Consider the following 25,808-nt stretch of genomic DNA (forward strand, 5'->3'; position numbering starts at 1 on the left):
CTGCCAAAAACACATCCAGGCTTCCGAGGGTGAGCGCAAGGGCAATGAATGCGCCGCCGACCTTGCAGTCTGAGTTATCTGGCATGGTGGGCGTCCTTGAGGAGTGGTTGAGTGTGCGTATGAGTTGCGACACTACCTCTTAACAGCTAAAGACGTTGTGGTCAGACACGTTCACATGATGTGCCCCCCTTCTCTAAGCGGACGCAGCGCCTGGGCTCTAGAAGAACTTGAAAGCATCGTAGCTTTCACTGGAGTCGAAAACGACCAAAGCGCGGTTGTGTATCGGACATCAGTTTTTTCTGGCTTTCGGTGTAATAGATCCGAGGTCTCTGCTTCATCTGCAACACTCCTTCTGCTTACACAGAATTTAGTTGTGTTGCGTCAACCGGTTGAATCCACAACCAAAAGCGGACCTTCGGCAGATCAAGCTCGCAGATTTTTTCACCCGCATTTCACGCTACAGCGGCAGAGGTCGATCCTGCACGACACGTTTCATAACAAGCGTTGAGGTCAACCGTTGAACATTAGGCAATGTCGAAAGGCTCTCATCGTAGAGCCTTTGAAAGGCCGGTAGATCCTGGGTGATGACGTGCAGCAGGTAGTCCGGCTCGCCAAATAACCGCTGGGCATCGACCACTTGCGGGATATCAATGAGCGCCGTCTCAAACGCTTCGACAGCCTGCCTGTCTCCCTCACGCAACGTGGCAAATACCATGGCGGAGAAGTTGAGACCCAATGCACCCGGATCCAGTTGTGCCCTATAGCCGAGCAACACACCCGACTCTTCCAATGCACGCACCCGTCGATGGCAAGGGGAAAGACTCAGCCCCACACGTTCGGCAAGCTCGGTGACTGACAGGCGACCATCTTTTTGCAATTCAGAAAGAATCTTGCGATCAATCCTATCCACGTAGAAGAATCTCCCATTTCGAGATAGCTGCATGACCGTTTTTGAAAACAAATTCTAACAACATTTACTTATTCTTCCTCTGACCAATATTTGCTGGAGCGGGACGATGCGGAACGCTGTATGTCATCTGCGGGAATGGCTAGCGCCATGACCTTAAGTATTTTCGTGGCCTTCTGGGCGGTATCGATTTTGTTCGTCATCACACCGGGCCCTGATTGGGCTTACGCCATTTCGGCGGGGTTGCGGGGACGGGTGGTCATACCCGCCCTGGGCGGGCTGTTATCCAGTCACTTGATCGCAACCGTGATTGTTGCCGGTGGCGTCGGCACGCTGGTGGCGAACCACCCTGTTGCCTTGTCGCTGCTGACCGTTACTGGTGCGAGTTATCTACTGTGGTTGGGCATCAACATGCTTACCTGCCCCACTACACCCCACGCAGATGACATTCAGGCATCGGGCTCATGGAACCACTGGGCGATCAAAGGGCTCTGCGTGAGCGGGCTCAATCCGAAGGTGTATCTGCTGTTCCTGGCCCTATTGCCTCAATTCACCGACGCTGCCGCTGCCTGGTCCGTGCCGACGCAGATGATCGCGCTAGGGCTTATCCACACCGTCAGTTGCGGCGTGAACTATCTGCTGGTCGGATTTGGCTCTCAGGTCGTACTGCAAGCACGTCCCGCCGCGGCTCGATTCATCAGCCGCTTCTCCGGAGCGGCCACTATCATCATCGCCGTCGTTTTGCTCTGCGAGCAGATGCTCGGTTAATTCATTTTTCAGCGAGACAACCTCATGAGCGATCAGCCCTCCCCGTATGGCAACGCCCAACCGACGACACGAGTCCGAATTCCGCATCTGAAGCAGATGAAAATTGAAGGTCAGAAATGGGCGATGCTCACCGCGTATGACATGTACACCGCTGCAATTTTCGAAGAGGCCGGAATACCCGTTCTACTGGTGGGCGACTCCGCGTCCAATAATGTCTACGGCAATGACTCCACGTTATCCGTCACCGTAGACGAACTGATTCCTCTGGTTCGCGCCGTCAGCCGTTCGACACGGCGGGCACTGGTGATCGCCGACCTCCCTTTCGGCTCTTATCAAGCATCTGCGGAGCAATGCTTTCACACGGCCGTGCGTTTCATGAAAGAGGCCAGTGCGCATGCGGTCAAACTCGAAGGCGGCATCGAAATGCTGCCTCAGGTCGAGAAGCTGGTTAGCTCAGGCATACCCGTCATGGCGCACATTGGCTTCACACCTCAGATGGAACATCAACTGGGTGGCTACCGCGTCCAGGGCCGGGGCGAAGATGCACAGCGCCTGATAGACAGTGCTAAGGCTTTTGAAGCAGCAGGCGCATTCGCTATTTTGATTGAGATGGTGCCAGGAGATGTGGGTCGAGCGATCACTGAAGCCGTTTCAATTCCTACGGTCGGGATTGGCGCAGGCAACCAATGCGATGCTCAGGTGCTGGTGTGGCAGGACATGATGGGCTTGCGCAGCGGTCGCCTGCCGCGGTTCGTCAAACAGTACGCCGATCTTCGTTCAGTGCTTCACACGGCAGCAAAGGACTTTGCACTTGAGGTGAATGCAGGAACATTTCCAGGTCCCGAACATACGTTTTAACCGCCCAACCGCATCATCCAAGGTGTCGTTATGAAAAGTCTAAGGGAACGTGCTGCCGACGGCCTCCAAGTCGGAGACTGGTTCACGATAGTCCGCTGTTTCTCAGATGACGATATTCGTCAATTCGCGCAGATTTCTAGAGACTACAATCCGGTTCACTGCGATGCACGCTACGCGAAGCTTCGCAGTTTCAAGGCGCCCATTGCCCATGGACTTCTAACGGCCAGTCTCGTCACCGAAATTGGCGGGCAAATCGGGTGGCTGGCAACCGGGATGAATTTCGTGTTCAAACGACCGGTTTATGCGGGAGAACAGATCACCTGCCACTGGCTCATCGCTGACATCGATGATCGCGGCCACGCTAAAGCCGAAGTCAGGATAATGAATGCAGAATGCATCACTGTGATGGAGGCAACGACTTCTGGTCTGCTACCTGGAACTGAAGAGCGTGAATGCCTCAAGCAAATGCTTTCTGAAGGGGATTCCACCAACGGTGCCGCCAACTCTATGAATTGACGGCTTGGAAATAGCGATAGCTGTTGTCCTCTGTGTCCGATTTCTATCGCAGAAATGGTTTACTGAGGCAGGCGTCCTTGCCCTGTTGTCACGAATTTATGCAGTCTTAAGCATTCTGAACCGAATGTTTAAAGCCTCCACCGCTAGCGAAAAAGCCATGGCAAAGTAAACATAACCTTTGGGCACATGCTGCCCCATTGCGTCCGCGATGAGCACGAAGCCCACAACAATCAAAAACGCCAACGCAAGCATTTTCAAACTCGGATGCTTATCGATAAACGCACTGATCGCTCCAGCAGCCAGCATCATGATCAGCACAGCGACGACGATGGCAGCGATCATCACTGGCACGTGGGAAACCATACCTACCGCAGTGATGACCGAGTCCAGAGAAAAGACGATATCGATGATCGCGATCTGAATGATGGTGCTCAGAAAGCCAGCCCCCTTTTTACCAAACTCTGACTCCCCTTCTTCCCCACCTTCGAGTTCTTGGAAAATTTCGCTGCTGCTTTTCCACAACAGAAACAATCCACCGAAGAAGAGAATCAGGTCACGGCCTGATATCCCTTGATCGAAGACATGGAAGAGATCAGCAGTCAGACGCATGATCCAAGTGATGGAAAGCAGTAAAAGAATGCGAGTAACCATGGCCAGGGCCAAGCCAAAAAAACGTGTTTTCGGCTGCATTGCTTTCGGCATGCGGCTGACCAGAATCGAAATCATGATGATGTTGTCGATACCCAAAACAATTTCCAACACTGTCAGGGTAAAAAACGCGATCCAGATTTCCGGATTGAGAAACCATTCCATAACTTCAAAACTCTCGATTGCCCAGAAAAAAAGGCACTACCAAAATTGGCAATGCCCGCATGCTCAAATGAGCGAGTCGTGTTAAGCCACATCGCCTCGACGGGGGCGACCAAACCAATCGTCGGTGCGGCGATGCACTGATGGCACCTGTAAGCCAATCAGACGGTAAGAAGTGAGTTGCCATCCATCTCAGACGGAATCGGCAAGCTCAGCATCTGCAACAAGGTAGGAGCGATATCGCACAACCGGCCATTCTTCAGTCCCTCTCGGCCAGGTTGCTCACTGACCAGAATCAGCGGAACAGGATTCAAGGTATGAGCTGTGTGTGCCTGGCCAGACTCGGTGTCGAGCATTTGTTCGACATTGCCGTGATCGGCTGTAATTAGACATTCACCGCCGGCGGCGAGGGTTGCCTCCACCACCCGGCGCAGACATTCATCGAGCACCTCAACTGCCTTGACGGCAGCGTCAAAGGAGCCGGTATGACCCACCATATCGCCGTTGGCATAGTTGCAAACGATCAGATCGAATGCGCCGCCAGCGATGGCGTTGACCAACTTGTCCGTCAACAGGGAGGCGCTCATCTCAGGCTGAAGATCGTAGGAAGCAACGTCAGGAGAAGGAATCAGGATTCGCTCCTCCCCCTCAAAAGGCTGCTCTCTACCGCCGTTGAAAAAGAACGTCACATGGGCGTACTTCTCGGTTTCAGCAATGCGCAATTGCGTCTTCCCAAGAATGGCCAGGTGTTCCCCCAAGCTGTTGCTGATCGCCTCCGGAGCGAATGCGCATGGGCAGCCCAACTCTTCGGAATACCGGGTCAATGTCAGCAGCCGATCCTTTGGCAAAACAAAAGGTCGTTCAAACCCTTCGAATTCGGGCTTGATCAATGCTTGGGTCAATTCGCGTGCACGATCAGGTCGAAAGTTCATGAAGATCATCGCGTCATCGGGGCCGACACTGACAGGTTGCCCAATCGTCGTCGGCTTGACGAACTCATCCGATTCACCACGTTCGTAAGCCGCTGACAAAGCTGCAGTAGCGGTTGCCACTTGATGTTCAGCATTCGCCGAAACAATCAGGCGGTAAGCGGTTTCGATCCGCGGCCAGCGGTTATCGCGATCCATTGCATAGTAACGACCGACCAACGAGACAATCCGTCCCGCGCCCAAGCGAGCGAATTCACTCTCCAAGGCCTCCAGCGATGCCTGCGCGCTCTTGGGCGGAGTGTCTCGGCCATCTAGAAATCCGTGCACATAGACTTTTTCGACACCCTGCTCAACGAGGCAACCGCATGCCGCGACAATCTGATCGATGTGGCCATGAACACCGCCGGGGGAAAGCAGCCCCAAGACGTGCACAGCACCATCGCGCGTTTTTACTCCCTGGAGTAACTCCAACAACGCTGGGTTGCTAGAGAACTCTCCATCCGCGAGTGCTTTATCAATCCGGGTCAGGCTCTGGTACACCACACGGCCTGCTCCCAGGTTCATGTGGCCTACTTCGGAATTCCCCATCTGACCTTTAGGAAGGCCTACCGCCAGACCCGATGTTTCGATTTGGCTGTTCGCATAGCGCTCAAGCAGCGCATCAAACGTTGGCTTTTTGGCTGCTGCAAAAGCGTTCGAGTCAGTTGCCTGACGAATGCCGACACCGTCGAGAATAATCAAAGAGCGCGTAGTCATCACTCCCCCTAGAAGATGTAATCAGTGGTCAAGAAACTCGACTCACGATTTCGGATGATGTCGCTGACCAGCTCTTTGTTGCTCTCCTGGAACTTGGTGGCGACCAGCGTTCGGATGGAGAACACCCGCAAGGCGTCGTCGACGGACAGTGTCCCTTCAGCTGAGTTTTTACGCCCGTTGAATGGAAAGCTGTCCGGCCCACGCTGGCATTGTGCGTTGATGTTGATACGCCCCACCTGGTTTGCGAACGCATCTACTAGGCGTCCAACCTGCGCCGAGTTGTTGCCGAAGATACTCAGCTGCTGGCCGAAATCTGAATCGAGGACATAGTTGATAACTGTCTCCAGATCGCGATAGACCACCACCGGCACTACAGGCCCGAACTGCTCCTCGTGATACACGCGCATGTCAGATGTCACTGGGTACAACAAGGCCGGGTAGAAGAATGTTTCGCAGACTTCACCGCCACCCGCATTGACTACTTTGGCACCTTTACTCACCGCGTCGTTTACCAGACCAGTGAGAAAATCAGTCTTGCCTGGCTCCGGCAGTGGAGTTAATGCCACTCCTGCCTCCCAAGGCATGCCCGGTTTCAGCTGGGCAAGCTTCGACTGAAACTTATCCAGGAAAGCGTCCACAATGGTTTCATGGACGAACAGGATTTTTAGTGCGGTACAACGCTGACCATTGAACGAAAGCGACCCGGTAACAGCCTCCGCAACTGCGTTATCCAAATCGACATCAGGCAGGACGATGCCTGGATTTTTCGCATCCAGGCCAAGCGCGGCACGCAAGCGGTGCGGCTTCGGGTGCAGTTTTTTGAGATCACTGGCAGCCTTGTTGGTACCGATGAAGGCAAAGACATCGATCTTGCCGCTGGCCATCAAAGCGCTTACGGTTTCTCGGCCGCTACCGTAGATGATGTTGATGACCCCTGCCGGAAAGCTGTCACGGAACGCTTCTAGCAAAGGCCGAATCAGCAAAACACCAAACTTGGCGGGTTTGAACACGACGGTGTTGCCCATGATCAAAGCCGGGATCAACGTAGTGAACGTCTCGTTCAGGGGATAGTTGTACGGCCCCATGCACAGAGTCACACCCAAGGGAACGCGGCGAATCTGCCCCAAGGTGTCTTGCTCAAGCTCAAAACGGCTGGAACGACGATCCAGTTCCTTCAGAGCATTGATGGTGTCGACGATGTAATCGCAGGTGCGATCGAACTCTTTCTCCGAGTCCTTCAGGTTCTTGCCTATCTCCCACATCAACAACTTCACCACGGCTTCGCGTTGTTCACGCATACGCTTGAGGAAAGCCTCGACGCGGCAAATACGCTCGACCACACGCATGGTCGGCCAAGCGCCTTGACCACGATCATATGCCTGCACCGCAGCATCCAGTGCAGTCATGGCAGTCTGTGCATCCAGTAGCGGTGTACTACCCAAAATGACGGACTCGTGTCCCGACTCTTTCTTCAGGCACACAGGGCTACGCACCGGAGCCAATGGACCGTCCCACAACAGCAACTCACCATTGACGAGATAGTCGCGCTGTTCGATGGCCGGTCCTGGACGGAAAGCAGTGGGGATTTCGTCAGCGCTCGGAAACAGTGCTTCAAGTCGATTGTTCAAAGTCATTTTTATACCTCTGTGCCTGCACCAGGCGCTGCCCGAAAGAAATGAACGGGCACGCAGCGCCTACACATTGAAAAGAATTCAGATCGCGATAGATTCGGTAGTTGGATTGGTCTGAGCCGCCCAGCAAATGGCAGCGAAAGACATCGCATCCAGAGAGGCTCCGCCTATCAAGCCGCCATCGATATCGGGTTGATTGAACAGTTGCTCTGCGTTGTCGGCCTTCACACTTCCACCGTACAAAATCCGGCAATCGGCGGCGGCTGCGCGGTCCTTGTTAGCCAACCACTGTCGGATGTGTCGATGCACTGCTTGCGCCTGCTCTGGTGTAGCAGTTTCACCAGTACCAATGGCCCAGACAGGCTCGTAGGCAATTACGCCTTTAGCCAGATCCTGAATGCCAACAGCCTTCAGTACCGCACTCAGCTGAGTAGTGACGATCCCTTCCGTTTCGCCGCACTGACGCTGTGCGAGTGTTTCGCCTACACACAAAACCGGAATGAGCCCAGCACGAAGCGCCGAAGCAAATTTCTTTGCCACAAGGTCATCGTCCTCTGAATACAGTGCCCGGCGCTCCGAATGCCCGACCAACACGAAGCGGCAGCCGATGTCATGGAGCATCGAAGCACTGACCTCACCGGTATGAGCGCCTGATAGCTGGGAGTTAAGATTCTGAGCACCCAGCGAAACGTCTGAATCATCAAGTAGATCAGCCACGGTCGTCAGGTAAGGAAACGGCGGGCAAATTGCAATTTCAACACCTTCAAAGCGTGAAATCACCGGAAGTACGCTACGCAACAATGACGCATTGGCAGCGCTACTCCCGTTCATTTTCCAATTACCGATCACCAATTTTTGCTTGTTCGAAGAGGTCTGCATGATTCAGGCTTTCCTGTTCAGAAGCGCGGCCGTGTTGTAAGGCGCTCGCTCCTGCAAGGCCTCTTCAATACGCAACAAACGGTTGTATTTACCCACACGATCCGAGCGGCTCAGAGATCCTGTTTTGATCTGTCCCGCGCAAGTGGCGACGGCGAGGTCGGCAATGGTGGTGTCCTCGGTCTCACCCGAACGATGGGAAATGACTGCGGTGTAACCGGCATCCTGCGCCATGCGGATGGCGTCCAGCGTTTCGCTGAGTGTTCCGATCTGGTTGAACTTGATCAGGATCGAGTTACCGATCCCTTTCTGAATTCCTTCTCGCAGTATTTTGGTGTTGGTCACGAAGAGGTCGTCACCCACCAATTGCACGTGACCAAGCTTTTTAGTCAGGCCTGCCCAGCCGTCCCAATCGCTTTCGTCCATCCCATCTTCAATAGAAATAATCGGGTATTTGTCACAGAGCATCGCCAGGTAATCGGCGAAGCCTGCCGAGTTGAATGCCTGATCTTCACCGGCGAGCACATATTGACCGCCCTCGTAAAATTCCGAGGCAGCACAATCGAGTGCCAGGGTAATGTCTTTGCCCAGCTCGTAACCCGCTCTACTCACTGCCTCCTTGATAACAACCAGTGCTTCTTCGTTGGAGGCCAGTGAAGGAGCAAAACCACCCTCATCCCCCACCGCGGTGCTCAGGCCACGCTCCGACAAAACTTTCTTCAAGGAATGGAACACCTCGGCGCCCATGCGAAGCCCTTCCCGGAACGACGATGCTCCGACTGGCTGAATCATGAACTCCTGGATGTCGATGTTGTTATCGGCGTGCTCACCACCGTTGATGATGTTCATCATCGGAACCGGCATGCTGAATTTGCCCGGCGAGCCGTATAGCGCAGCCAAGTGTTCGTACAAGGGAATGTTCTGAACCTTGGCAGCCGCTTTGGCTGTCGCCAGCGAAACGGCAAGAATCGCGTTGGCTCCCAGGATGCTCTTACTCTCTGTGCCATCCAGGGCGATCATGACATTGTCAATTTCGCGCTGATTGAATGCATCCAGTCCGATCAGGCACTCGCGGATCGGGTTGTTTACATTCTCGACCGCCCGCATGACACCTTTGCCCATGTAGCGCGATGCATTGTCTCGCAACTCAAGCGCTTCACGTGAACCAGTCGAGGCTCCGGAGGGGACGCTGGCGGTAGCAGTAACTCCATTCGCGAGAGTTACCACCGCTTCAACAGTCGGGTTCCCACGCGAGTCCAGGATTTCCCGAGCACTGATTTGTTGAATTTGGCTGTTCTTGTTAAGCATGGTTCTCCCCCTTCGGATGGTTCGGAGCTAACGTGTCGTCGCTCTGCGACTTCAGTAATTCCTGCTGCTCCGCATACTGCTCACGAAAATCGAAATCTCTTGGCCACGATTCACTTTCAGTCGCGTCCTGGTCTGCTGAATTGATCTCACTCATCAATGCTTCCTCACTCAGCGAATGGCTTCACCGACACACACGACTCGAAGGGAGTTAGTACCGCCTTGGGCATTGGCGTAGTCGCCTTTGGTAATCAGAATGTGATCGCCAGCCTTCACGACGCCACGCTGGGTCAGTTCCGCAACGGCCTTCTCGTTCACCAACTCTGGGGCGAAATCATCGCTGTCGAAAGGAATGGTGGTGACACCACGAAAAAGCGTGACCCGATTCTGAGTAGTCAGGTTGCGAGAGAATGCAAAAATGGGCAGGTGTGAACGTATGCGCGACATCAAACGAGGGGTATCACCGCTTTCCGTCATGCAGATAATGGCTTTCACACCATGCAGATGGTTCGCTGCATACATTGCCGACATGGCGATGGATTCATCGATCTTATGGAACACTTGATCGACGCGATGCTTGGAGCGATGGGACTGAGGGTGCTTTTCGGCGCCGATGATAATCCGGTGCATGGCCTCAACCGTCTCAATCGGATAGGCACCTGCTGCGGTTTCAGCTGAAAGCATCACCGCATCGGTGCCATCGAGCACCGCATTGGCGACGTCGAATACTTCAGCGCGCGTCGGCATCGATTGAGTGATCATCGACTCCATCATCTGCGTCGCAGTGATTACCACGCGATTCAGTGTGCGAGCACGGTCGATAATCAGCTTTTGCACGGCAACCAATTCTGCGTCGCCAATCTCAACACCGAGATCGCCACGAGCGACCATTACACCTTCCGACGCCTCAATGATCGCATCCAGAATGCGTAGGTCATTGACGGTTTCTGCGCGCTCAATCTTGGCGATCAGACCTGCCTGCCCTCCTGCTTCATGCAGCAGCCGACGAGCCAACTCCATGTCAGAAGCATCTCGCGGGAACGACACAGCCAAGTAATCCACCTGCATTTCTGCGGCAGTCTTGATATCGGCGAAGTCCTTTTCGGTCAGCGCCGATGCAGACAACCCTCCGCCCTTTCGGTTGATCCCTTTGTTGTTCGAAAGCGGCCCGCTGACCAGAACTTCGCAGATCAATTGCGTGGCCTCGACCTTCAAGACCTTTAGCTCAATTCGTCCATCATCGAGCAGCAGTATGTCGTCTGGACGGCTATCGGTAATCAGCGCTTCGTAGTCGATACCGACTCGTTGCTTGTCCCCCGCATTCTTGTCCAGGGAAGCGTCGAGAACGAACTGTTGCCCCTTTTCGAGGATCACTTTTCCTTCCGCAAAACGCGCAATTCGAATTTTCGGACCTTGCAAATCCGCCAGTACCGCCACGAAGCGACCGTGCTTGGCAGCCAACTCACGGACCAATCTGGCACGAGCAATGTGATCCTCAGCCTTGCCGTGGGAAAAATTCAGACGCACGACATCGACGCCCGCTTTCACCAATCCCTCGATGGCTTCGAATGATTCTGTTGCTGGCCCTAATGTGGCCACGATCTTGGTTCTGCGCTGCATGACAGATGCTTCCTCGAACAGGGTTTTATTATTGAATGCAAAGGAAATCTTGATTCTGCTTATGGCTATTAGCGTGCAAATAACCAATCAGAGCAAAGCAATCTGATTGGTACCCCTAACAACCTCGGCTCGATTAAATCCTTTAAATCTCAGCTTTTCTGCCTTGATCACAAATCATTGAGGTGAGCCGTCTCGAAAAATCGCCAAAAAAATATTGGCACATTGACACACCAAAATGCAATGCTATTTTAGTCAGCACAAATACACGCATCCGGCCAAGACCCGGATCGCACTACTCTGCCGAAGGGACAATGCTCATGCTGCCAAGACACCTCTCAATCGCCAGTCGAATGGTTCTCGGGTTCTTCATCATTGCCGCGCTGAGCGTTGCTTTAGGGGTATTCGCGTTGCAGCAGATTGACGAGGTTCAAGATCAATCGATCCAAATCAAGGACAACTGGCTCCAGCGAGTCCGTGCGTTGGGTGCAGCTAATGCCGCGCTGAATCGCTATCGGATGGGATCGATGCAGCACATTCTTTCGGTCAGCGAAAAAGACATGCAGTCCTACGAGGACAAGACCGCCGGGCGGTTGCAGCAGGTTCGAGAGCAAATGCAGACCTATGCGCAGTTGCTGACCAACGACGAAGACAAGGGTCGTTTGAACGCGTTTAACTCCAGCCTTGAGGTGTATGCAAAAAATCACCTCGAATTGCTCAACCTGTCTCGTCAAGGGGACAAGACGGGCGCCAGGGCATTTCTGATGACCATCAGGGACTCGTACGATCAGATGACCAAGAACTTCGATGACCTGATCGATCGCTCGAACCAAGGGGCAGAAGCCGCGGGTAATCAATCAATCGATGCCTATCAACGTGCTGTCAGAGGAGTGGTGCTGGTCATCATTTTGGTTGGTATCGGCACAATCCTGGTGGCGTGGTTACTGACCCGCAGCATCACTGCACCGCTGAATGAAGCCCTAAGAGCGGCGAGAACAATTGCCGAAGGTGATTTGAGTAAGCCCATCCAACCGACCGGCAATGATGAAGCCACTCGCCTGCTCGAATCCCTGGCGACAATGCAGAACAATCTGATCAAAACACTGAGTCAAATATCCGGATCTTCGAAGCAACTGACCTCCGCCACCGCTCAACTGAACACCGTTACAGAGGCATCAGGCCAGGACATTCACCAACAACATGCGGAGATCGAACAGGCAGCCACCGCGGTCAATGAGATGACAGCTGCCATTGAGGAGGTAGCCCGTAATGCGCTGTCTACTTCAGAGTTGTCGCTGGCTTCCCGGGACATTGCTCTTCGTGGCCAACAGCGCATGGTGGAAACCCTCGGTGCAATCGAAACACTCACCCGAGACGTGCAACTCAGCTCAAAACAGGTGGAAGGTCTGGCCGATCAGGCACAAGGCATCGGTAAGGTTTTGGACGTGATTCGCACGATAGCCGAGCAAACCAATCTGTTGGCGCTGAACGCTGCCATTGAAGCTGCGCGGGCGGGTGATGCGGGGCGAGGCTTTGCTGTGGTCGCCGATGAAGTCCGAGCGCTCGCTCACCGTACCGCGCAGTCCACGCGAGAAATTGAAGACATGATCAGCGGGATCCAGAACGGCACGGATACTGCCGTGTCGACCATGCTCAGCAGCAGTGAAAATACCCGCCTCACCCTCTCACTAGCTCAGTCCACCCAAAGTGCATTGGCAGAAATCGTGGCCGCCAACGACGACATCAACCAACGAAACTTGATGATCACGACGGCGACTGAGGAACAAGCCCATGTTGCGCGTTCAGTCGACCAGAACTTGCTCAACATCCGAGACCTGTCTGTTCAATCAGCGACAGGCTCGCAGCAAACCACCAGTGCGTCTCAATCCCTTGGCTTGCTGGCCCTTGAGCTGAATTCAATGGTTCAACACTTCAAGATGTAACAAATACGCTCATGCAATTTTTTGCATAATGACACGCTAAAAAGTAGTCATGCGCGACAAAAACTGATCGAATTGAGGTATGCCTCATTTGATCTCACATTCCGGCTCAACCGGTTTGTGTTTGTCGCCACCCCCATTTCGTAAGTGATCACAGATATGGCCTCAAGCGCCCTCGTACAACGAATCGCTGCCGAGATCCGGCAGAAAATCCAGACCGGTGAGCTATCGCTGGGCGCTCACTTGAGCGCACAAAAAGTCGCCGACGAATTCAACGTCTCTCGCTCCCCGGCGCGCGAAGCACTGGTCTTGCTCTCGGAACAATGTGTTCTGGAGCAACTGCCCAATCGCGGGTTCTTCGTACTGGAATCAGTACAGGATCCATCGCAGATCCAAGACGAGGTACTTCCTCTTGAAGAGCCGGATGAATACTACCGACTCTCGGAAGACTGGTTGAACAACGCAATCCCGAGTGAAGTGACGGAGCAGTTTCTGCGCACTCGCTATGACCTGACCAAAGCCCAGGTCATCGACATTCTCAATCGCGCCGCCAAAGTAGGATGGGCTGAGCCAAAGCCTGGTTATGGCTGGCGTTTTCTGGATGTGGCGAAGACACCGGAAACCCTTGAGCAAATCTACAAGGTGCGCTCGCTGATCGAGCCAGCGGCATTGCTGGAGCCGACTTACCTGCACGACCTGGCCAAGCTCCAACGCCTTAAAAAAGAGCAGCAGGACATGCTCAATGGTGGCATCGATAGCCTGCCGGCAGATGTCCTCTTAAAAAATGGTATTCGCTTCCACGAAGAGTTCATCAAGCTCTCTGGCAACCCGCTTTATCACATGATTCTGGTCCAGATGAACAACATGCGGCGGCTCATCGAGTACCGCTCGATGATCGACCGCAAGCGTCTCTACAAACAATGCGCCGAACACATTCGGATGATCGAGCTGGTGGAACAGGGCAATAACCTGGAAGCCGCGCATTTGATGAAGCAGCACTTGAGCGGCTCTTTTGCTCACAAATCGCCGATCCTGAAACTGCGATCAGAATCTGCCGAAACCACCCCTTCACTTTCTGGCCTCAGCACTGGCCTCATATCACTTCTCGAGGAGAACACACGTTGAATACCGAAGAACAACTACGCGAAGAAATCTGCATCGTCGGAAAAAGCCTCTATGAACGCGGTTACACCGTGGGCAGCGCAGGCAACATTAGCGCACGCCTGGAAGATGGCTGGTTGATCACCCCCACAGACGCCTGCCTGGGAAGGTTGAAGCCGGAAGAGATAGCAAAAGTCAGCAAGGACGGTACTTGGGTCTCGGGCAGTAAACCGTCGAAGACCCTGGAATTGCATCGTCAGGTGTACGACCGCAACCCTGAAGTCAACGGTGTAGTTCACACCCATTCGACTTCGCTCGTAGCTCTAACACTTGCAGGAGTCTGGGCCAATGACGACATCCTTCCACCATTGACGCCTTACCAAATCATGAAGGTTGGCCACATCCCATTGATCGCTTATCAGCGTCCCGGCTCTCCCGATGTGGCCGGGCAAGTGGCGCAATTGGCCAACAAGGTTCGGGGCGTGATGCTGGAGCGGCTGGGCCCAGTTGTTTGGGAAAGCTCTGTATCAAAAGCCAGCTTTGCGCTGGAAGAACTTGAGGAAACGGCAAAGCTTTGGATGATGAGCAATCCTAAACCTGCGTCACTAGGTGAAGACGCTATTGAAGATCTGCACAGGGTGTTCTCTGTTAAGTGGTGACCCCGCTAGGGGATAAGGCAATGTGTTCGCTTGAGCTATTGCCAATCGGTGCGTCCCATCAGATCGTGCCAGAGGGGTTGGCGGTGTGAACTCTTTCTGACCCGTCTCGCGCGCTTCAGACGCCTTCGTTACCAACTTTGATCGCCCAAGTAACGGCATTATCGACATTTCATGGTCTGTTTCGCCCGTTCACCACCTCACGCGACTAATGATCGGGTCGCGTGCTCAGCTAGATCGAAAGAGTGGCCATTTGCATTATTGTCTACGTGACCCACACTCTGCCTGCTAGCGGGCAAGGTGACGCTGCGTGAGGGCACGGTGCTATCATCGACTGCACACAATCTCACGACTTTCCCCGGCATTCCCGGTGGATTCACGGATGGATTTAGCATGGATGATCTGAACAAAAACATAACTGGTGTCGAAGCTGCCGGTGAAGAAGTAGAGAACAAATCACTCGTAGTCGTGAGTGCCTGCGCTGCGAGGTTTTTCAAAACCTCCCTCGGAGGGCACACTTTCTATGACAGTAAGAAAGGCAAAGATTGGAATCTGAAATCCAGCGTTTGCGTGGATTTCGTCAATTTGATCGGTAAGAAATTTTCACGCAGTGGTCGAATTTACGGCTATGTCGATCCAGGCATCGTTTCAGCGGCTGAAAACTTCTCTAATTATTGCAGCAACGCAGATTTTAACGCTTTCGTTACCGGAGTTATGGATAGGCTTTGTCATGAAGCGAACGATCCTGCGCGCCGCTCCCTCAGTGAGGGTTATGTCGTATTTGCCCACTATCAGGACTTCCAACAGCGTGATTATGTCCTGGTCGTAATGCTGGGTAAGAAAGGGGGGTATGATTTTGACGACAATGACAACCTCAACCCCAAAGGCACGGAAAGCTTAAACCTTCAGGATTTCAGGCAGGCCGCATGCATGGACCTGACGGCCTTTGCATCTAGTTTTCCCGAAAATAAAGGTGAGGCATATCTCTACTTCATCAAGGGAAACTCCAAGAGCGAGTTTTTCAACGCCGCCTTGGGCTGCTCCGACTCCATCCCCGGCAAGGTATGCGTCGACAATCTAAAGAGCGCGCTGGCAGCATATTTCGTTGAGGAAGCGAAAGACCTATCGGCAGCTGATAGGAGAAAAATCCACACCCGCGTGGTCAGTTACATTGAAAACAGAGCGGGAGAAAGGGTACACCTTTCGGAAATTCAGCGTGAAATCGACAAGTGCTTGCCATCAAAATCCCCCCACCATGGCGGGCTCACAAAGTTTATTTCTGAAAACTCAGAGCGTTTTAAGGTCAGTGAGGAATTCCAGCCCTCCAGTATGACTGCGAAAAACATGGGTTTCGTCGACGTCAAACTACCGTCTGGCGATTTTGATGGGCGCATCAAGCTTGACGCTGTGGCCATTGGTGACAAGGGCGCTGATCTGAGCGTTGACAAGGATTTTGTTTATCTGACGATAAAGCTACCAAGCGATGTTTCAGAAAAGCTAAAAGGCATAGGTGCAGAGAACAATTGAGGGCGCACGGATGCTAGACCGGATCTCACTGGATGAGGATCAACTGGTGCTCAATGCTGAAGCGCTGAGCGACGCAGAAATCAATGAATTTCTGACCCAACATGGTTGCGAAAGCCCTCAAAGTCTAGAGCGCATTGGCAATCATATTTACCTTTTAACGAGCGCTGCATGGACTGACCGCTATATCCCTTTCTTCGCTGATGCCGAGGCGCTCTGGCATGCGGTACGGACTAAGGCGACAAAGCCCGAGCATCACTATGTGATCGGAATGGATGCGCAAGAGATAGCGTCACTCAACCTCCGGTTGGGTGTGTATTTCTCATTGCGTTCAATGCTTAAGTCTCTGTGTCATCACGAAGGTGATGACACGCAGCCGATGAAATACGTATTTTTCAGCTCTAAGGAATCGTTCCTTACGAAGCAAGAAGTTCGGTACGCGATGAGCTACACCGATCTGATGTCGATTGATGTCGATGAGGCTGGGGCAAAGCGCGCCAAGACGCTAGAGTCGGCTGTCAGTGAGGAAGATGATGTCCACTGCGATGAGCGGCGACACGTTATGCGAGAAGCTTTGATCGAATTTTTCAAGGAAGAGGACAGCCGAAACGTCAAATTTTTGATGTCCTCGCTAGGCAAGTTTTATCAAGGCTACACCGAGCGCTACAAGGTTTATGTAAGCAAGTTTTCGGTGAACAAAATCTTGGCCGGAATTGAGAGTGAGCGCATTGGGTTTTTATGCAAGGTCCAAGACGCGATCATGGCTCAGCAGACCAAGGCATTCGCGATTCCAGGCGGTGTGGTCGCTGTAGGTGCAATCTTAAAATCCACGACTACCGGCTGGGATTTCTTCGTGGTCTTCGTTGGCCTGTTGATTTCGACATGGATGATTGCGTCCCTCAACAGCAACGTTATTGGTCATATCGATTTGCTAGGCGAAGAGTTTGAGCAGTCGGTATCCAAATACGATGACGTGGTCGTGGGCATCGACGAGGTCCAAGAAGAAATTAATCGCTCCAGATCCAAACTTTCAGGCTCATCATCTGCAGCGAAATCCAGGTTACGCACGTTGACACGAATATCCTGGCTGATTCTTGTGTTGGTGAGCCTCGTGCTATTTGAACGCGCCAAATTGGTTTGATGTCGGAATCGCAGCTTAGGTTTGTAACGTACCGCGTTGTTACTAGGCTTAGAAAGTATTCAGTAATTCCGTCCTTGGCATTGATAAGAGTGATCACGACGCTCGTGTTCACTGAGTCGTACCTGATCACCAGGAATAACGATTGCAGTGCGTCGAAAGCATCCTTTCACTACAGGCCAATTTCGGCCAACAGCTGTTTTGGAGGCTAGTTGCGGCAAAAATGGACCAGCCGTTTCGGAGCCACAGCGGTTGTCGGCCTCGGCATCATTCCGCGAAGCGGGTTTCGGGTGTCTGAGCTGCTGCGCGGAAGCAGGCCAGTGATACTCGGCTGTTGGGCCTCGATCCGCGGCAGGCAGCAATCGGCCTTATATGGCCTTAAAAGGATGCCTCTCGGTTAGGTTAAGCCTGCGCTTGCGCGACGACCTTGCGCACGACATAGGGCAGGATCCCACCCTCCTTCAAGTACAGAATTTCCTGTTGCGAATCCAATTGCAGAATCAACGACACCAACGTCTGGCTTCCGTCAGCACGAAGGATCGTCAGGCTTACCGCGTTTGCCCCCACCTGCAATGTCTCCAGTCCGCTGAAGTCCAGCGATTCATTGCCCGTCAGTTGCAGGCTTTGGGCGTCACCCCCAGCAGCAAATGTAATGGGCAGGATGCCCATGCCGATCAGGTTGCTTCGGTGGATGCGCTCAAAACTTTGCGCGATAACCGCCTTTACACCGAGGGTGGCTTGCGCCTTGGCGGCCCAGTCACGACTGGAGCCCGCCCCGTAGTTGAAACCGGCGAAAATCACCAGCGGGACGTCCTTGGCGACATAGCTCAGTGCCGCGTCGTATACGCGCTGAATCGAGCCGTCGTAAGCCGTGGCAAAGCCGCCCTCTCCCGGCTGTTGATCAAGCAGCTGATTCTTGACCGCCCGATTGACGAACGCGCCACGCATCATCACTTCGTGATTGCTGCGGCGGGTCGAGTATTGATTGAGATCTTTCGGATTTTCGCCGCGCGCGGTTAACCATTGTCCAGCCTGGCTTTCGAGTGGAATCGCGCTAGCCGGTGAGATGTGGTCAGTAGTGACGTTATCGCCCAGCTCCATCAATGCACGCGCGCCGTGAATCGACAATTCAGTGGGGGCCTGGAGTTTGACGTTTTGCAGATAGATTGGCCGACGTAGGTAGGTGGAATTCGCAGCCCAAGGAAACTGCACACTGCCACTGGCCGACAGTGCCTGCCAGTGGTGAGTGCCGTCCCACAGCATCGCGTTGCGCTTGCGGAAAAGGTCCGGGCGAACGGTCTGGCTGACCAGTGCCTGAATCTGCTCTTCGCTTGGCATCAGCTCATGCAGATACACGTCGTTGCCTGCCGCGTCTTGCCCCAACGGTTCAGTCTGGATGTCCATGCTGATGGTGCCCGCCAACGCGTAGGCGACGACCAGTGCAGGCGAGGCCAGGTAGCCGACCTGCACCCGAGGATTGACGCGCCCTTCGAAGTTGCGATTTCCGGACAGCACGACCACGGTTTTGAGGCCCTGATCCGAGAAGCGCTCCATATGTTCTTCGAGGCTGCCGGAGTTACCGATACAGGTCATGCAGCCGAACCCAGCTAGGTCAAACCCCAAAGCCGAGAAGTCGCTCAGCAGGTCGGCTTGTTCCAGGTAGTCCGCCACCACACGCGAACCTGGGGAGAGCGAAGTCTTGACCCAAGGCTTGCTGCGCAAACCGCGACGCTGGGCGTTACGTGCCAGCAATCCGGCTTGGATCATCTGGCTTGGATTCGCGGTGTTGGTGCAACTGGTGATCGCCGCTAATGAGATTGCGCCATGGCTCAACGCCTGACCAAAAGTAGGCTCGAAGTATTCGGCTTCACTATCCGAGGAGCGAGCAATGACGCCGTCCCGTTCACCCAGAATATCCTGGCGAAAGGATGGTGCGGCGTCCGCCAGTTTGCGCCACTGGTGCGGCTGATGGGGCCCTGCAACACTTGGCTCGATTGCCGCAAGGTCCAGCTCGATCAGATCATCAAAATGCGGCTCGGGCAATGAGTCGTGGCGCCACAGCCCTTGCGCTTCAAGGTACGTTTCAATGCGCGCAATGGTGTCGTCGCTACGCCCGGTCAGATGCATGTATTCCATCGTGCTGTCGTCGAACGGGAAGAACACCACCGTGGCGCCATACTCAGGGGCCATGTTCGACAGCGTCCCCCGTGCCGCCCAACTGAGCTTCGACAGACCGGGTCCACAGAACTCAACGAACTTACCCACCACGCCTTTCTCACGCAGCATCTGAGTGATGCGCAATGCCAGATCGGTAGCTGTCACACCGGGCCGCAGTTCGTTACTCAACCAAATGCCGACGACCTCAGGAAAGCTGATCGGCACCGGCTCGCCCAGCATGGCAGCCTGCCCCTCCAGCCCACCCACGCCCCAGCCCAGCACGCCGATGGCGTTGATCATGGGCGTGTGGCTGTCAGTCGCAACGATATCGTCAGGATGCAGCAGCGGCTGGCCGTCGGCCGTCTGGCTCTCCCAAACGACGGTGGCCAGTGATTCCATGTTGACCTGGTGGATGATCCCGGTGCCCGGCGGCACCACCTTGAAATTGGTCAGGCTCTTTTGTGCCCACTTGATGAACTCATAACGTTCGGAGTTCCGGCGGTAATCGATGTCGAGGTTCTTCTCGACGGCATCCGCCTCTGCGTAGCGCTCGACAATCACCGAGTGATCGATGACCAGCACCGCAGGAATCATCGGGTTCATGGTTTCCGGTGCGCCACCCATTTCAGCAACCATGTCACGCATGCCGGCAAAGTCAGCCAACGCCGGCAGACACGTTGTATCGTGAAACATCAGCCTATTGGGATAAAAAGGCACTTCGCAAGCGGGGGCACCCTCGCGTATACACGCGATGAAATTGTCCAGAGCCGTAGGTGAGCAACGAGCCACATTCTCCAGCAGGATACGGATCGAATAGGGCAAACCGAGTAGTTCGTCCGGGGTCAGTATCTTGTACAGATCGACGTAGGCGTAACGGGTGTCGCCCACTTGCAAGTGACTTTGATGGCGTGCATCGATGGTTGAAATCATGGGCTTATCATTCACCGGTTGAGTGCATGAGCAAACGACTCTATGCGGTCGTTCAGTTGGACCCAGCGTAACCAAAGGCAGGCCCGAGTAAAATTGAGCGTTGAGCAAGCCATCGTTCGTCCACGGAGAACGCAGCCTTGGCGAGCCTGAAATTGTCAGGGCCTGCACACTTCCCTACCCTCAGGGCCGACGACATTTTCCCTTGGAGAACCTGTATGCCCGCCCCTACCGCAGAAGTCCTCAACGATCTTGCCCCAACAGGCGTACTCAGAGCCGCCATCAACTTCGGTAACCCTGTTCTTGCACAGCGCAATACCGAAACAGGACAGCCTCAAGGGGTGTCCGTCAGCCTCGCCGTGGAATTGGGTAAGCATCTGGGCGTCCCTGTTGAATTCATCACCTTTGACGCTGCCGGCAAGGTGTTCGAGGCATTGGCGAACAAGCAATGGAATATTGCTTTCCTGGCCATCGAACCCGTGCGTGAAGCCCAAGTCGCTTTTAGCGAACCGTACGTGATCATCGAAGGCACTTATCTGGTCAAGAACAGTTCCAGGTTCTTCACAATGGAAGATCTGGATCAACCAGGTGTGCGGATCGCCGTCGGTCAGGGCGCTGCTTACGACTTGTACCTGAGCCGAACTCAGCAGCACGCGACCCTCGTCCGTGCGCCGACATCGGCCGCCGCGGTAGACCTATTTCTCGACGAAGACTTGGATGCAGCTGCGGGCGTGCGTCAGCCACTGCTCAAAGTTGCCGAGGCCAACAACGAACTGCGCGTGCTGGACGGTTACTTCACCTCGATTCGCCAGGCGATGGGTGTTCCCGTGGAATGCGTCGCTGGCGCGGCTTACGTCAGGGCGTTCCTGGAAGTACAGAAAGCCAGCGGTTTCGTCCTCAAAGCTCTCGTCGACAGCGGTCAGAGCGACGTCACTGTCGCCCCCAAGCAGGGCAATTAATACATCGCCCACGGTGGGTTGAAACGCACTTGCCCGCTCAGCGGCGAAGGCGTTTCAGCCAGACTTTGTGTACTGGTTCGGCACATAGCATCACCACCACCAAGCGCATGATTTGCATCGCCGTGACAATACCGACACCTAGGTTTAGGGCTTCGGCCGTCAGATACATCTCTGTACTACTGCCTGGCATCATGCCCAATGCTAGGGTCAATACCGGAAAGCCCAGTAAGTATCCGATTCCAAGTGCCAGAACCAGGGTGCAGAAAATCATGATCAAGTTGAACAACGAAACCTTGAGCAGGAAAGTCGGCGAGGCTCTGAAGAACTGGCGATCAAAGTAACCACCGAGTGCGCAACCGATCATGAGCTGCCCGTAATGACTGAGTTCCACGGGCAGGGCCGTTTGAAGATTAAAACTGGCCGTGAACAGAGCACACAAAGCCATCGGTCCGAACATCCAGGGATTCGGTAACTTGTACCGCTTCCAGATCATTGCTGTTAGCGCTCCGCCGATCAGCAGCGGTAGCAACCAATACCAATCACTCGGCAAGCGAGCATGGACCACTGCCGGCGAAATTTTCGCGGTGAAAAACATCGCAGGCGGGACGCAGAGAACAATCACGACCAAGCGTACGCTGTGCGCCGCAGCGATCTGACTGACGTCGGCCTTATGCCTGATTCCCGATTGAATCATTTCTGCAAAATTGGCGGGCATGAAAGCGAAGAATGCAGTCGTCAGATCCATTCCACGACGCCGCATAAACTCTACGCCGAGCAGTGCAAGGAACAGGGTGAGAAACGCCGCGAACAGCATCATCGCGAAATGCCCCAGGATTTGTTCCAGCACCACAGGCGTGAAGTGCAAACCGATGGACGTCGCGATCATCCATTGTCCGGTCAGACGGCCATTGGGAATCTCTCCCACGCGCCAGCCCAGGCAACGCACCAGGATCACCGCCAACATCGATCCAATAATCCATGGCAAAGGCCAATTCAAGTAACTGGCGATCAGAGCCCCGGCAATGCCAACGAGCGGTGTCGCCCACCACAATCCCATTGAGGTGAAAAACGCCTTCATGTCCTCGGACCACCGAAGACCATGCACACAGGGCTCCCCGTCTTGATCAGGTTACCCGTCGGGGTCAAGCCTCCGGTTGCTGGGTCAACACTGAAAACCACAATCGTATCGCTGTCCTCATTGGCGACGTACATGAACTGTCCGTCGGGTGAGAGCGCAAAAAATCGCGGCGTGCGGCCTTTCGTTGGCGTCGCCGACACGAACGTCAGCCAACCCGTTTGCGGGTCGATGCTGAAGATCGCGATGCTGTCATTGCCTCTATTGGAGGCATACAAGAATCGCCCAGCTCCATCGACTTCGATCTCGGCGGCGGTGCTGTCGCCGGTAAAAGAATCAGGCAACGCAGAGATCACCTGCTGCGGCAGAAGCTCTCCGCTTTCGCTGTTAAAGCGGTAGGTGCCAACGGTGGAATCCAGTTCATTGACCGAGTAGACCACTGGCAATCCCGGATGAAACGCAACATGCCGTGGCCCTGCCCCTTTGCGAGTGGCCACAAACGGGCAAGCTGCCGGCAGCAGCTTGCCCAGTTGCGAATCGAAACGATAAGTGAAGATCCGGTCGAGCCCTTTGTCCGGCACGACCACTAGCTTTCCACTGGGATCGAATGGATTGAAATGAGGCTTCGAGCCTTTCTGCTCCACTCGATGGGGGCCGATTGGCCCCTCGGTCAACACTTGATCACAGAGTTCGCCCAGCTCACCCGAAGCGAGTATTGGCAGCACAACCACTGAACCGCTGTAATGATTGCTCACCACTAGGAAACCACCGTCCGGTGAAATCGCCAGATGAGCAGGATTGTGACCATGGGTGTTCTGGCTATTGAGATAGGTCAGCGTGCCGTCGGCGCTGATGCTAAATGCACTGGCTTGATCTGTATCGCCATGGACGCAATACAGGAAATTCTGTTGTTTGCTGATGGCCAGGAAAGACGGATTCACCAAGCCATCGACGAGTTGCACGTGAGACAGCTGCCCCGTTTGCGAGTCGACGCTGTAGACGTTGATCCCATTACCGCGAGCATTTCTTTCACGAGTGGTACGACAGCCGACGTAAATAAACATGTACTCATCTCAAGAGTGAACAGGTGATTGAACAGCGCCTGTTACGCGGTCAAGTGTGCGACGAACGCACGGGCAGTAGGTGGTAGAGCCTCAAATCGTCGAGCAACGATCTGCAACTGACGCTTGGCCCAGGACTCAGCCAGAGTCACAGCTTGTAGTTGAAAGGGACGCAGATAAGGGCGCAACACATCGCGAGGCAAAATGCAGATACCCAGATTGGTCGAGACCATCCGGCACATGCATTCAAAACTGGAAACACGAACCCGCTGCCTGACTGGCTTTCCTAATAATTGGGCTTGTTCAGTCAGTAGCAGGTGCACCGAGCTTTCCACATGAGGACCAATGAATTCGTAGAGCAACGCCTGCTCAAAACTGGCTTGCGCCTGCCCCGCCAAGGGATGGTGATCTGGGACAGCAATCACCAACTCGTCCACGCGATAGGCCAGTGTTTCCAACCCAAGGGACGGCGTCTGTTCCGCGATGATGCCGACATCCGCACGCCCATCCGAGACGGCTCGTACGATTGCGGCACCGACGCGCTCCTCGATGTCGAACTTGATATCGGGGTACGTTTCCAGGAACGTCCCGATGTCCAGGCTCAGCTGTTGCGCTAACGCGGATGTAATGGCGTGCAAACGAACATGGCCTTTGATCCCAGCGCCATATTCACTCAGCTCCTGATCCATCTTCTGGAGGGTTTCATTCACCTGCAACGCGTAGTGACGAAGCGACTGCCCTGCCGGAGTCAGCTCCATTCCGCGGGGGTAGCGAACAAACAGAGGTGAGCCGACTTTCTCCTCAAGCTCGCTGATCCGTTTACTGACCGCGGACGTCGCCAAGTGGCAGAGTTGCGAAGCCTTTGTCAGGTTCCGCTGCTCCGCCACTGCCATAAAGATTTCCAGGCTGAGCAGATCATGGCGCATTGGCCAATGCCTTCTCGAAGAAGTCTACTGTTCCGAAATTGCCGGACTTAAGTGCCAAGGCAACTGGGTCGTCCCGCAAGCCAAGCGTCCAAGGCACACCGGGATCAATTGTCGCGCCGATTCTCAGCGCCTTGACCTTAAGTGCCTTGACCACTGCACCCGACGTTTCGCCACCGGCCACCACGAGTTTACGAACGCCCATTTCATATAGGCCAACAGCTACGGCGGATAGCGCGTCTTCAACGATCTGCCCTGCGGCTTCAACACCGAGCTTCTGCTGTGCAAGCTTTACCGTCTCTGGCTGCGCACTGCCGTAAATCAGAATCGGCCCTTGCTGAATCAAGTCTTTCGCCCAGGCGAGTGCTTCGGCTACCTGATCATGACCATTCGCCAGGAGCAGCGGGTCAAGGGAGAAACTCGGACGACTCTTTTGCCAGTGCTCTACCTGGCTATTGGTCGCCACTGAACAACTTCCGGAAACCACCGCGCACAAGCCTTCAATGGCGGGTAGTACCGAAGCGGTCTCGGACTTGCCCAGCAAACCTGCACGGCGGAAGTTTTCAGGGAGACCCAGCGCAACTCCAGATCCGCCGGTAACGAGTTTATGGTCCGCAACAGCCTGACCGATTGCGTGTAGATCCTCATCATCTATCGCATCGACAATGACGTAACCGCGGCCCTGAGCCTCAAGGTTACTGAAGGCAGTTGAAATGGCTTGCGCACCCTTGCTTACGACCGAATGCGCAACGAGCCCGACTGGCTTGAGCGTCTGCTGTTGTAGCACTCGAACCAGATTGGAATCAGTCATTGGCGTCAACGGATGATTGCGCATTCCGGATTCGCTCAACAACACATCACCGACAAACAAATGACCGTTAAAAATCGTGCGTTTGTTCTCCGGGAATGCAGGGCAAGCCACAGCGAACGAGACATTCAAAGCATCAGCGAGTGCGTCGGCGACAGGCCCGATGTTCCCGCGAGAAGTCGAATCGAACGTCGAGCAATACTTGAAAAAAAACTGTTGACAACCCGCAGCGCGCAACCACTCCAACGCTTCAAGCGATTGAGTAACGGCCTCTTCGGGACTGACAGTGCGGCTTTTCAGGGCAATAACGACAGCATCAATATCTTCTGGCAAGGGCCCTTCAGGCACACCGATCACTTGCAGCGTTCGCATCCCGCCACGTACCAAAGTACTGGCCAAATCAGTACCGCCGGTGAAGTCGTCAGCGATGCAACCGAGTAGTAATTGACTCACTGTTCTCTCCTCGCGCCCCTCCCTTGGTTACCCCAAGGATGAAAGGCATTCTCTTGTTATTGATCCAGCAATACTCCAAACAACGGGCGGCATGACATTCATGCCGCCCGTGT

General features: G+C 54.3%; 22 protein-coding genes and 1 pseudogene. 10 read left to right on the forward strand and 13 right to left on the reverse strand.

Features of this window, described 5'->3' with window-relative positions; all coding sequences use genetic code 11:
* Positions 1-457: 457 nt before the first annotated feature.
* Positions 458-910, reverse strand: a complete 453-nt coding sequence (locus PMI31_RS07065; protein ID WP_008017132.1) for an Lrp/AsnC family transcriptional regulator — start codon at positions 908-910, stop codon at positions 458-460.
* Between the two features lie 147 nt (positions 911-1,057).
* Here PMI31_RS07065 and PMI31_RS07070 point away from each other — a divergent pair, with 147 nt between their 5' ends.
* From PMI31_RS07070 to PMI31_RS07080, 3 genes are read left to right on the forward strand one after another with little or no spacing between them, the layout of a single operon-like run.
* On the forward strand, positions 1,058-1,675 hold the full coding sequence (locus tag PMI31_RS07070) for a LysE family translocator (RefSeq protein WP_008017133.1): 618 nt from the start codon (positions 1,058-1,060) through the stop codon (positions 1,673-1,675).
* A gap of 24 nt (positions 1,676-1,699) precedes the next feature.
* Positions 1,700-2,533 carry a 3-methyl-2-oxobutanoate hydroxymethyltransferase gene (gene panB, locus PMI31_RS07075; RefSeq protein WP_008017134.1) on the forward strand — a complete coding sequence of 278 codons (834 nt, stop codon included), beginning with the start codon at positions 1,700-1,702 and terminating at the stop codon, positions 2,531-2,533.
* 30 nt (positions 2,534-2,563) lie between these two features.
* A complete protein-coding gene (locus PMI31_RS07080; RefSeq protein WP_008017135.1) occupies positions 2,564-3,049 on the forward strand; it encodes a MaoC family dehydratase in 486 nt (161 codons plus the stop codon).
* A 96-nt stretch (positions 3,050-3,145) separates the two neighbouring features.
* Here PMI31_RS07080 and PMI31_RS07085 read toward each other — a convergent pair whose 3' ends face one another.
* The 7 genes from PMI31_RS07085 to pyk form a co-directional block, all read right to left on the reverse strand.
* The gene (locus PMI31_RS07085) at positions 3,146-3,862 is read right to left on the reverse strand and encodes a TerC family protein (RefSeq protein ID WP_008017137.1); all 717 of its coding nucleotides are present in this window, start codon (positions 3,860-3,862) and stop codon (positions 3,146-3,148) included.
* Between the two features lie 158 nt (positions 3,863-4,020).
* Positions 4,021-5,544: a 2,3-bisphosphoglycerate-independent phosphoglycerate mutase gene (gpmI, locus tag PMI31_RS07090; RefSeq protein WP_008017138.1), complete on the reverse strand. Its 1,524-nt coding sequence runs from the start codon at positions 5,542-5,544 to the stop codon at positions 4,021-4,023.
* An 8-nt stretch (positions 5,545-5,552) separates the two neighbouring features.
* Positions 5,553-7,178, reverse strand: a complete 1,626-nt coding sequence (locus tag PMI31_RS07095) for an NADP-dependent glyceraldehyde-3-phosphate dehydrogenase (RefSeq protein WP_008017139.1) — start codon at positions 7,176-7,178, stop codon at positions 5,553-5,555.
* 78 nt (positions 7,179-7,256) lie between these two features.
* Complete coding sequence (gene tpiA, locus PMI31_RS07100) at positions 7,257-8,054, reverse strand: triose-phosphate isomerase (RefSeq protein ID WP_008017141.1); 798 nt, start codon at positions 8,052-8,054, stop codon at positions 7,257-7,259.
* Positions 8,055-8,057: 3 nt separating this feature from the next.
* The gene (eno, locus tag PMI31_RS07105) at positions 8,058-9,359 is read right to left on the reverse strand and encodes a phosphopyruvate hydratase (RefSeq protein ID WP_008017142.1); all 1,302 of its coding nucleotides are present in this window, start codon (positions 9,357-9,359) and stop codon (positions 8,058-8,060) included.
* A complete protein-coding gene (locus PMI31_RS31040) occupies positions 9,352-9,513 on the reverse strand; it encodes a hypothetical protein (protein WP_008017143.1) in 162 nt (53 codons plus the stop codon). The genes eno and PMI31_RS31040 overlap by 8 nt, the downstream gene beginning before the upstream one ends.
* A 14-nt stretch (positions 9,514-9,527) precedes the next feature.
* Entirely contained in the window at positions 9,528-10,976 is a 1,449-nt protein-coding gene (gene pyk / locus PMI31_RS07110) for a pyruvate kinase (protein WP_008017145.1), read from the reverse strand.
* Positions 10,977-11,293: 317 nt separating this feature from the next.
* Between pyk and PMI31_RS31840 the strand changes: the two are divergent.
* The 6 genes and pseudogenes from PMI31_RS31840 to PMI31_RS07135 all read left to right on the forward strand — a co-directional run.
* Positions 11,294-12,055 (forward strand): annotated as a pseudogene (locus PMI31_RS31840) (MCP four helix bundle domain-containing protein); the annotation flags it as partial.
* Complete coding sequence (locus PMI31_RS31845; RefSeq protein ID WP_376739144.1) at positions 12,053-12,916, forward strand: methyl-accepting chemotaxis protein; 864 nt, start codon at positions 12,053-12,055, stop codon at positions 12,914-12,916. The pseudogene PMI31_RS31840 and the gene PMI31_RS31845, both read left to right, overlap by 3 nt.
* Before the next feature lie 156 nt (positions 12,917-13,072).
* Positions 13,073-14,038, forward strand: coding sequence for a GntR family transcriptional regulator (locus PMI31_RS07120; protein WP_008017147.1), 966 nt, complete (start codon positions 13,073-13,075; stop codon positions 14,036-14,038).
* Complete coding sequence (gene otnC, locus PMI31_RS07125) at positions 14,035-14,673, forward strand: 3-oxo-tetronate 4-phosphate decarboxylase (protein ID WP_008017148.1); 639 nt, start codon at positions 14,035-14,037, stop codon at positions 14,671-14,673. Before PMI31_RS07120 ends, otnC begins: the two co-directional genes overlap by 4 nt.
* A 390-nt stretch (positions 14,674-15,063) precedes the next feature.
* A complete protein-coding gene (locus PMI31_RS07130) occupies positions 15,064-16,197 on the forward strand; it encodes a nucleoid-associated protein (RefSeq protein WP_008017149.1) in 1,134 nt (377 codons plus the stop codon).
* A 46-nt stretch (positions 16,198-16,243) separates the two neighbouring features.
* A complete protein-coding gene (locus tag PMI31_RS07135) occupies positions 16,244-17,335 on the forward strand; it encodes a hypothetical protein (protein WP_177323557.1) in 1,092 nt (363 codons plus the stop codon).
* 399 nt (positions 17,336-17,734) lie between these two features.
* Here PMI31_RS07135 and acnA read toward each other — a convergent pair whose 3' ends face one another.
* Positions 17,735-20,419, reverse strand: a complete 2,685-nt coding sequence (gene acnA / locus PMI31_RS07140) for an aconitate hydratase AcnA (protein WP_008017151.1) — start codon at positions 20,417-20,419, stop codon at positions 17,735-17,737.
* 215 nt (positions 20,420-20,634) lie between these two features.
* Here acnA and PMI31_RS07145 point away from each other — a divergent pair, with 215 nt between their 5' ends.
* Positions 20,635-21,375: an ABC transporter substrate-binding protein gene (locus PMI31_RS07145; RefSeq protein WP_008017152.1), complete on the forward strand. Its 741-nt coding sequence runs from the start codon at positions 20,635-20,637 to the stop codon at positions 21,373-21,375.
* A gap of 37 nt (positions 21,376-21,412) precedes the next feature.
* Here the strand turns inward: PMI31_RS07145 and PMI31_RS07150 are convergent, their stop codons facing one another.
* Genes PMI31_RS07150 through otnK form a run of 4 tightly spaced genes read right to left on the reverse strand, consistent with a single transcriptional unit; the run spans position 21,413 to position 25,695 of the window.
* Positions 21,413-22,453 (reverse strand): AbrB family transcriptional regulator, encoded by a 1,041-nt coding sequence (locus tag PMI31_RS07150; RefSeq protein WP_008017154.1) that lies wholly within the window; start codon positions 22,451-22,453, stop codon positions 21,413-21,415.
* Positions 22,450-23,514, reverse strand: coding sequence for a lactonase family protein (locus PMI31_RS07155; RefSeq protein WP_008017155.1), 1,065 nt, complete (start codon positions 23,512-23,514; stop codon positions 22,450-22,452). The genes PMI31_RS07150 and PMI31_RS07155 overlap by 4 nt, the downstream gene beginning before the upstream one ends.
* A 41-nt stretch (positions 23,515-23,555) precedes the next feature.
* Positions 23,556-24,437, reverse strand: coding sequence for a LysR family transcriptional regulator (locus PMI31_RS07160; RefSeq protein WP_008017156.1), 882 nt, complete (start codon positions 24,435-24,437; stop codon positions 23,556-23,558).
* Positions 24,427-25,695 carry a 3-oxo-tetronate kinase gene (otnK, locus tag PMI31_RS07165; RefSeq protein WP_008017157.1) on the reverse strand — a complete coding sequence of 423 codons (1,269 nt, stop codon included), beginning with the start codon at positions 25,693-25,695 and terminating at the stop codon, positions 24,427-24,429. The genes PMI31_RS07160 and otnK overlap by 11 nt, the downstream gene beginning before the upstream one ends.
* Between the last annotated feature and the right edge of the window lie 113 nt (positions 25,696-25,808).

This window comes from Pseudomonas sp. GM55 (genome assembly GCF_000282395.1).
GTDB classification, from domain to species: domain Bacteria; phylum Pseudomonadota; class Gammaproteobacteria; order Pseudomonadales; family Pseudomonadaceae; genus Aquipseudomonas; species Aquipseudomonas fluorescens_CC.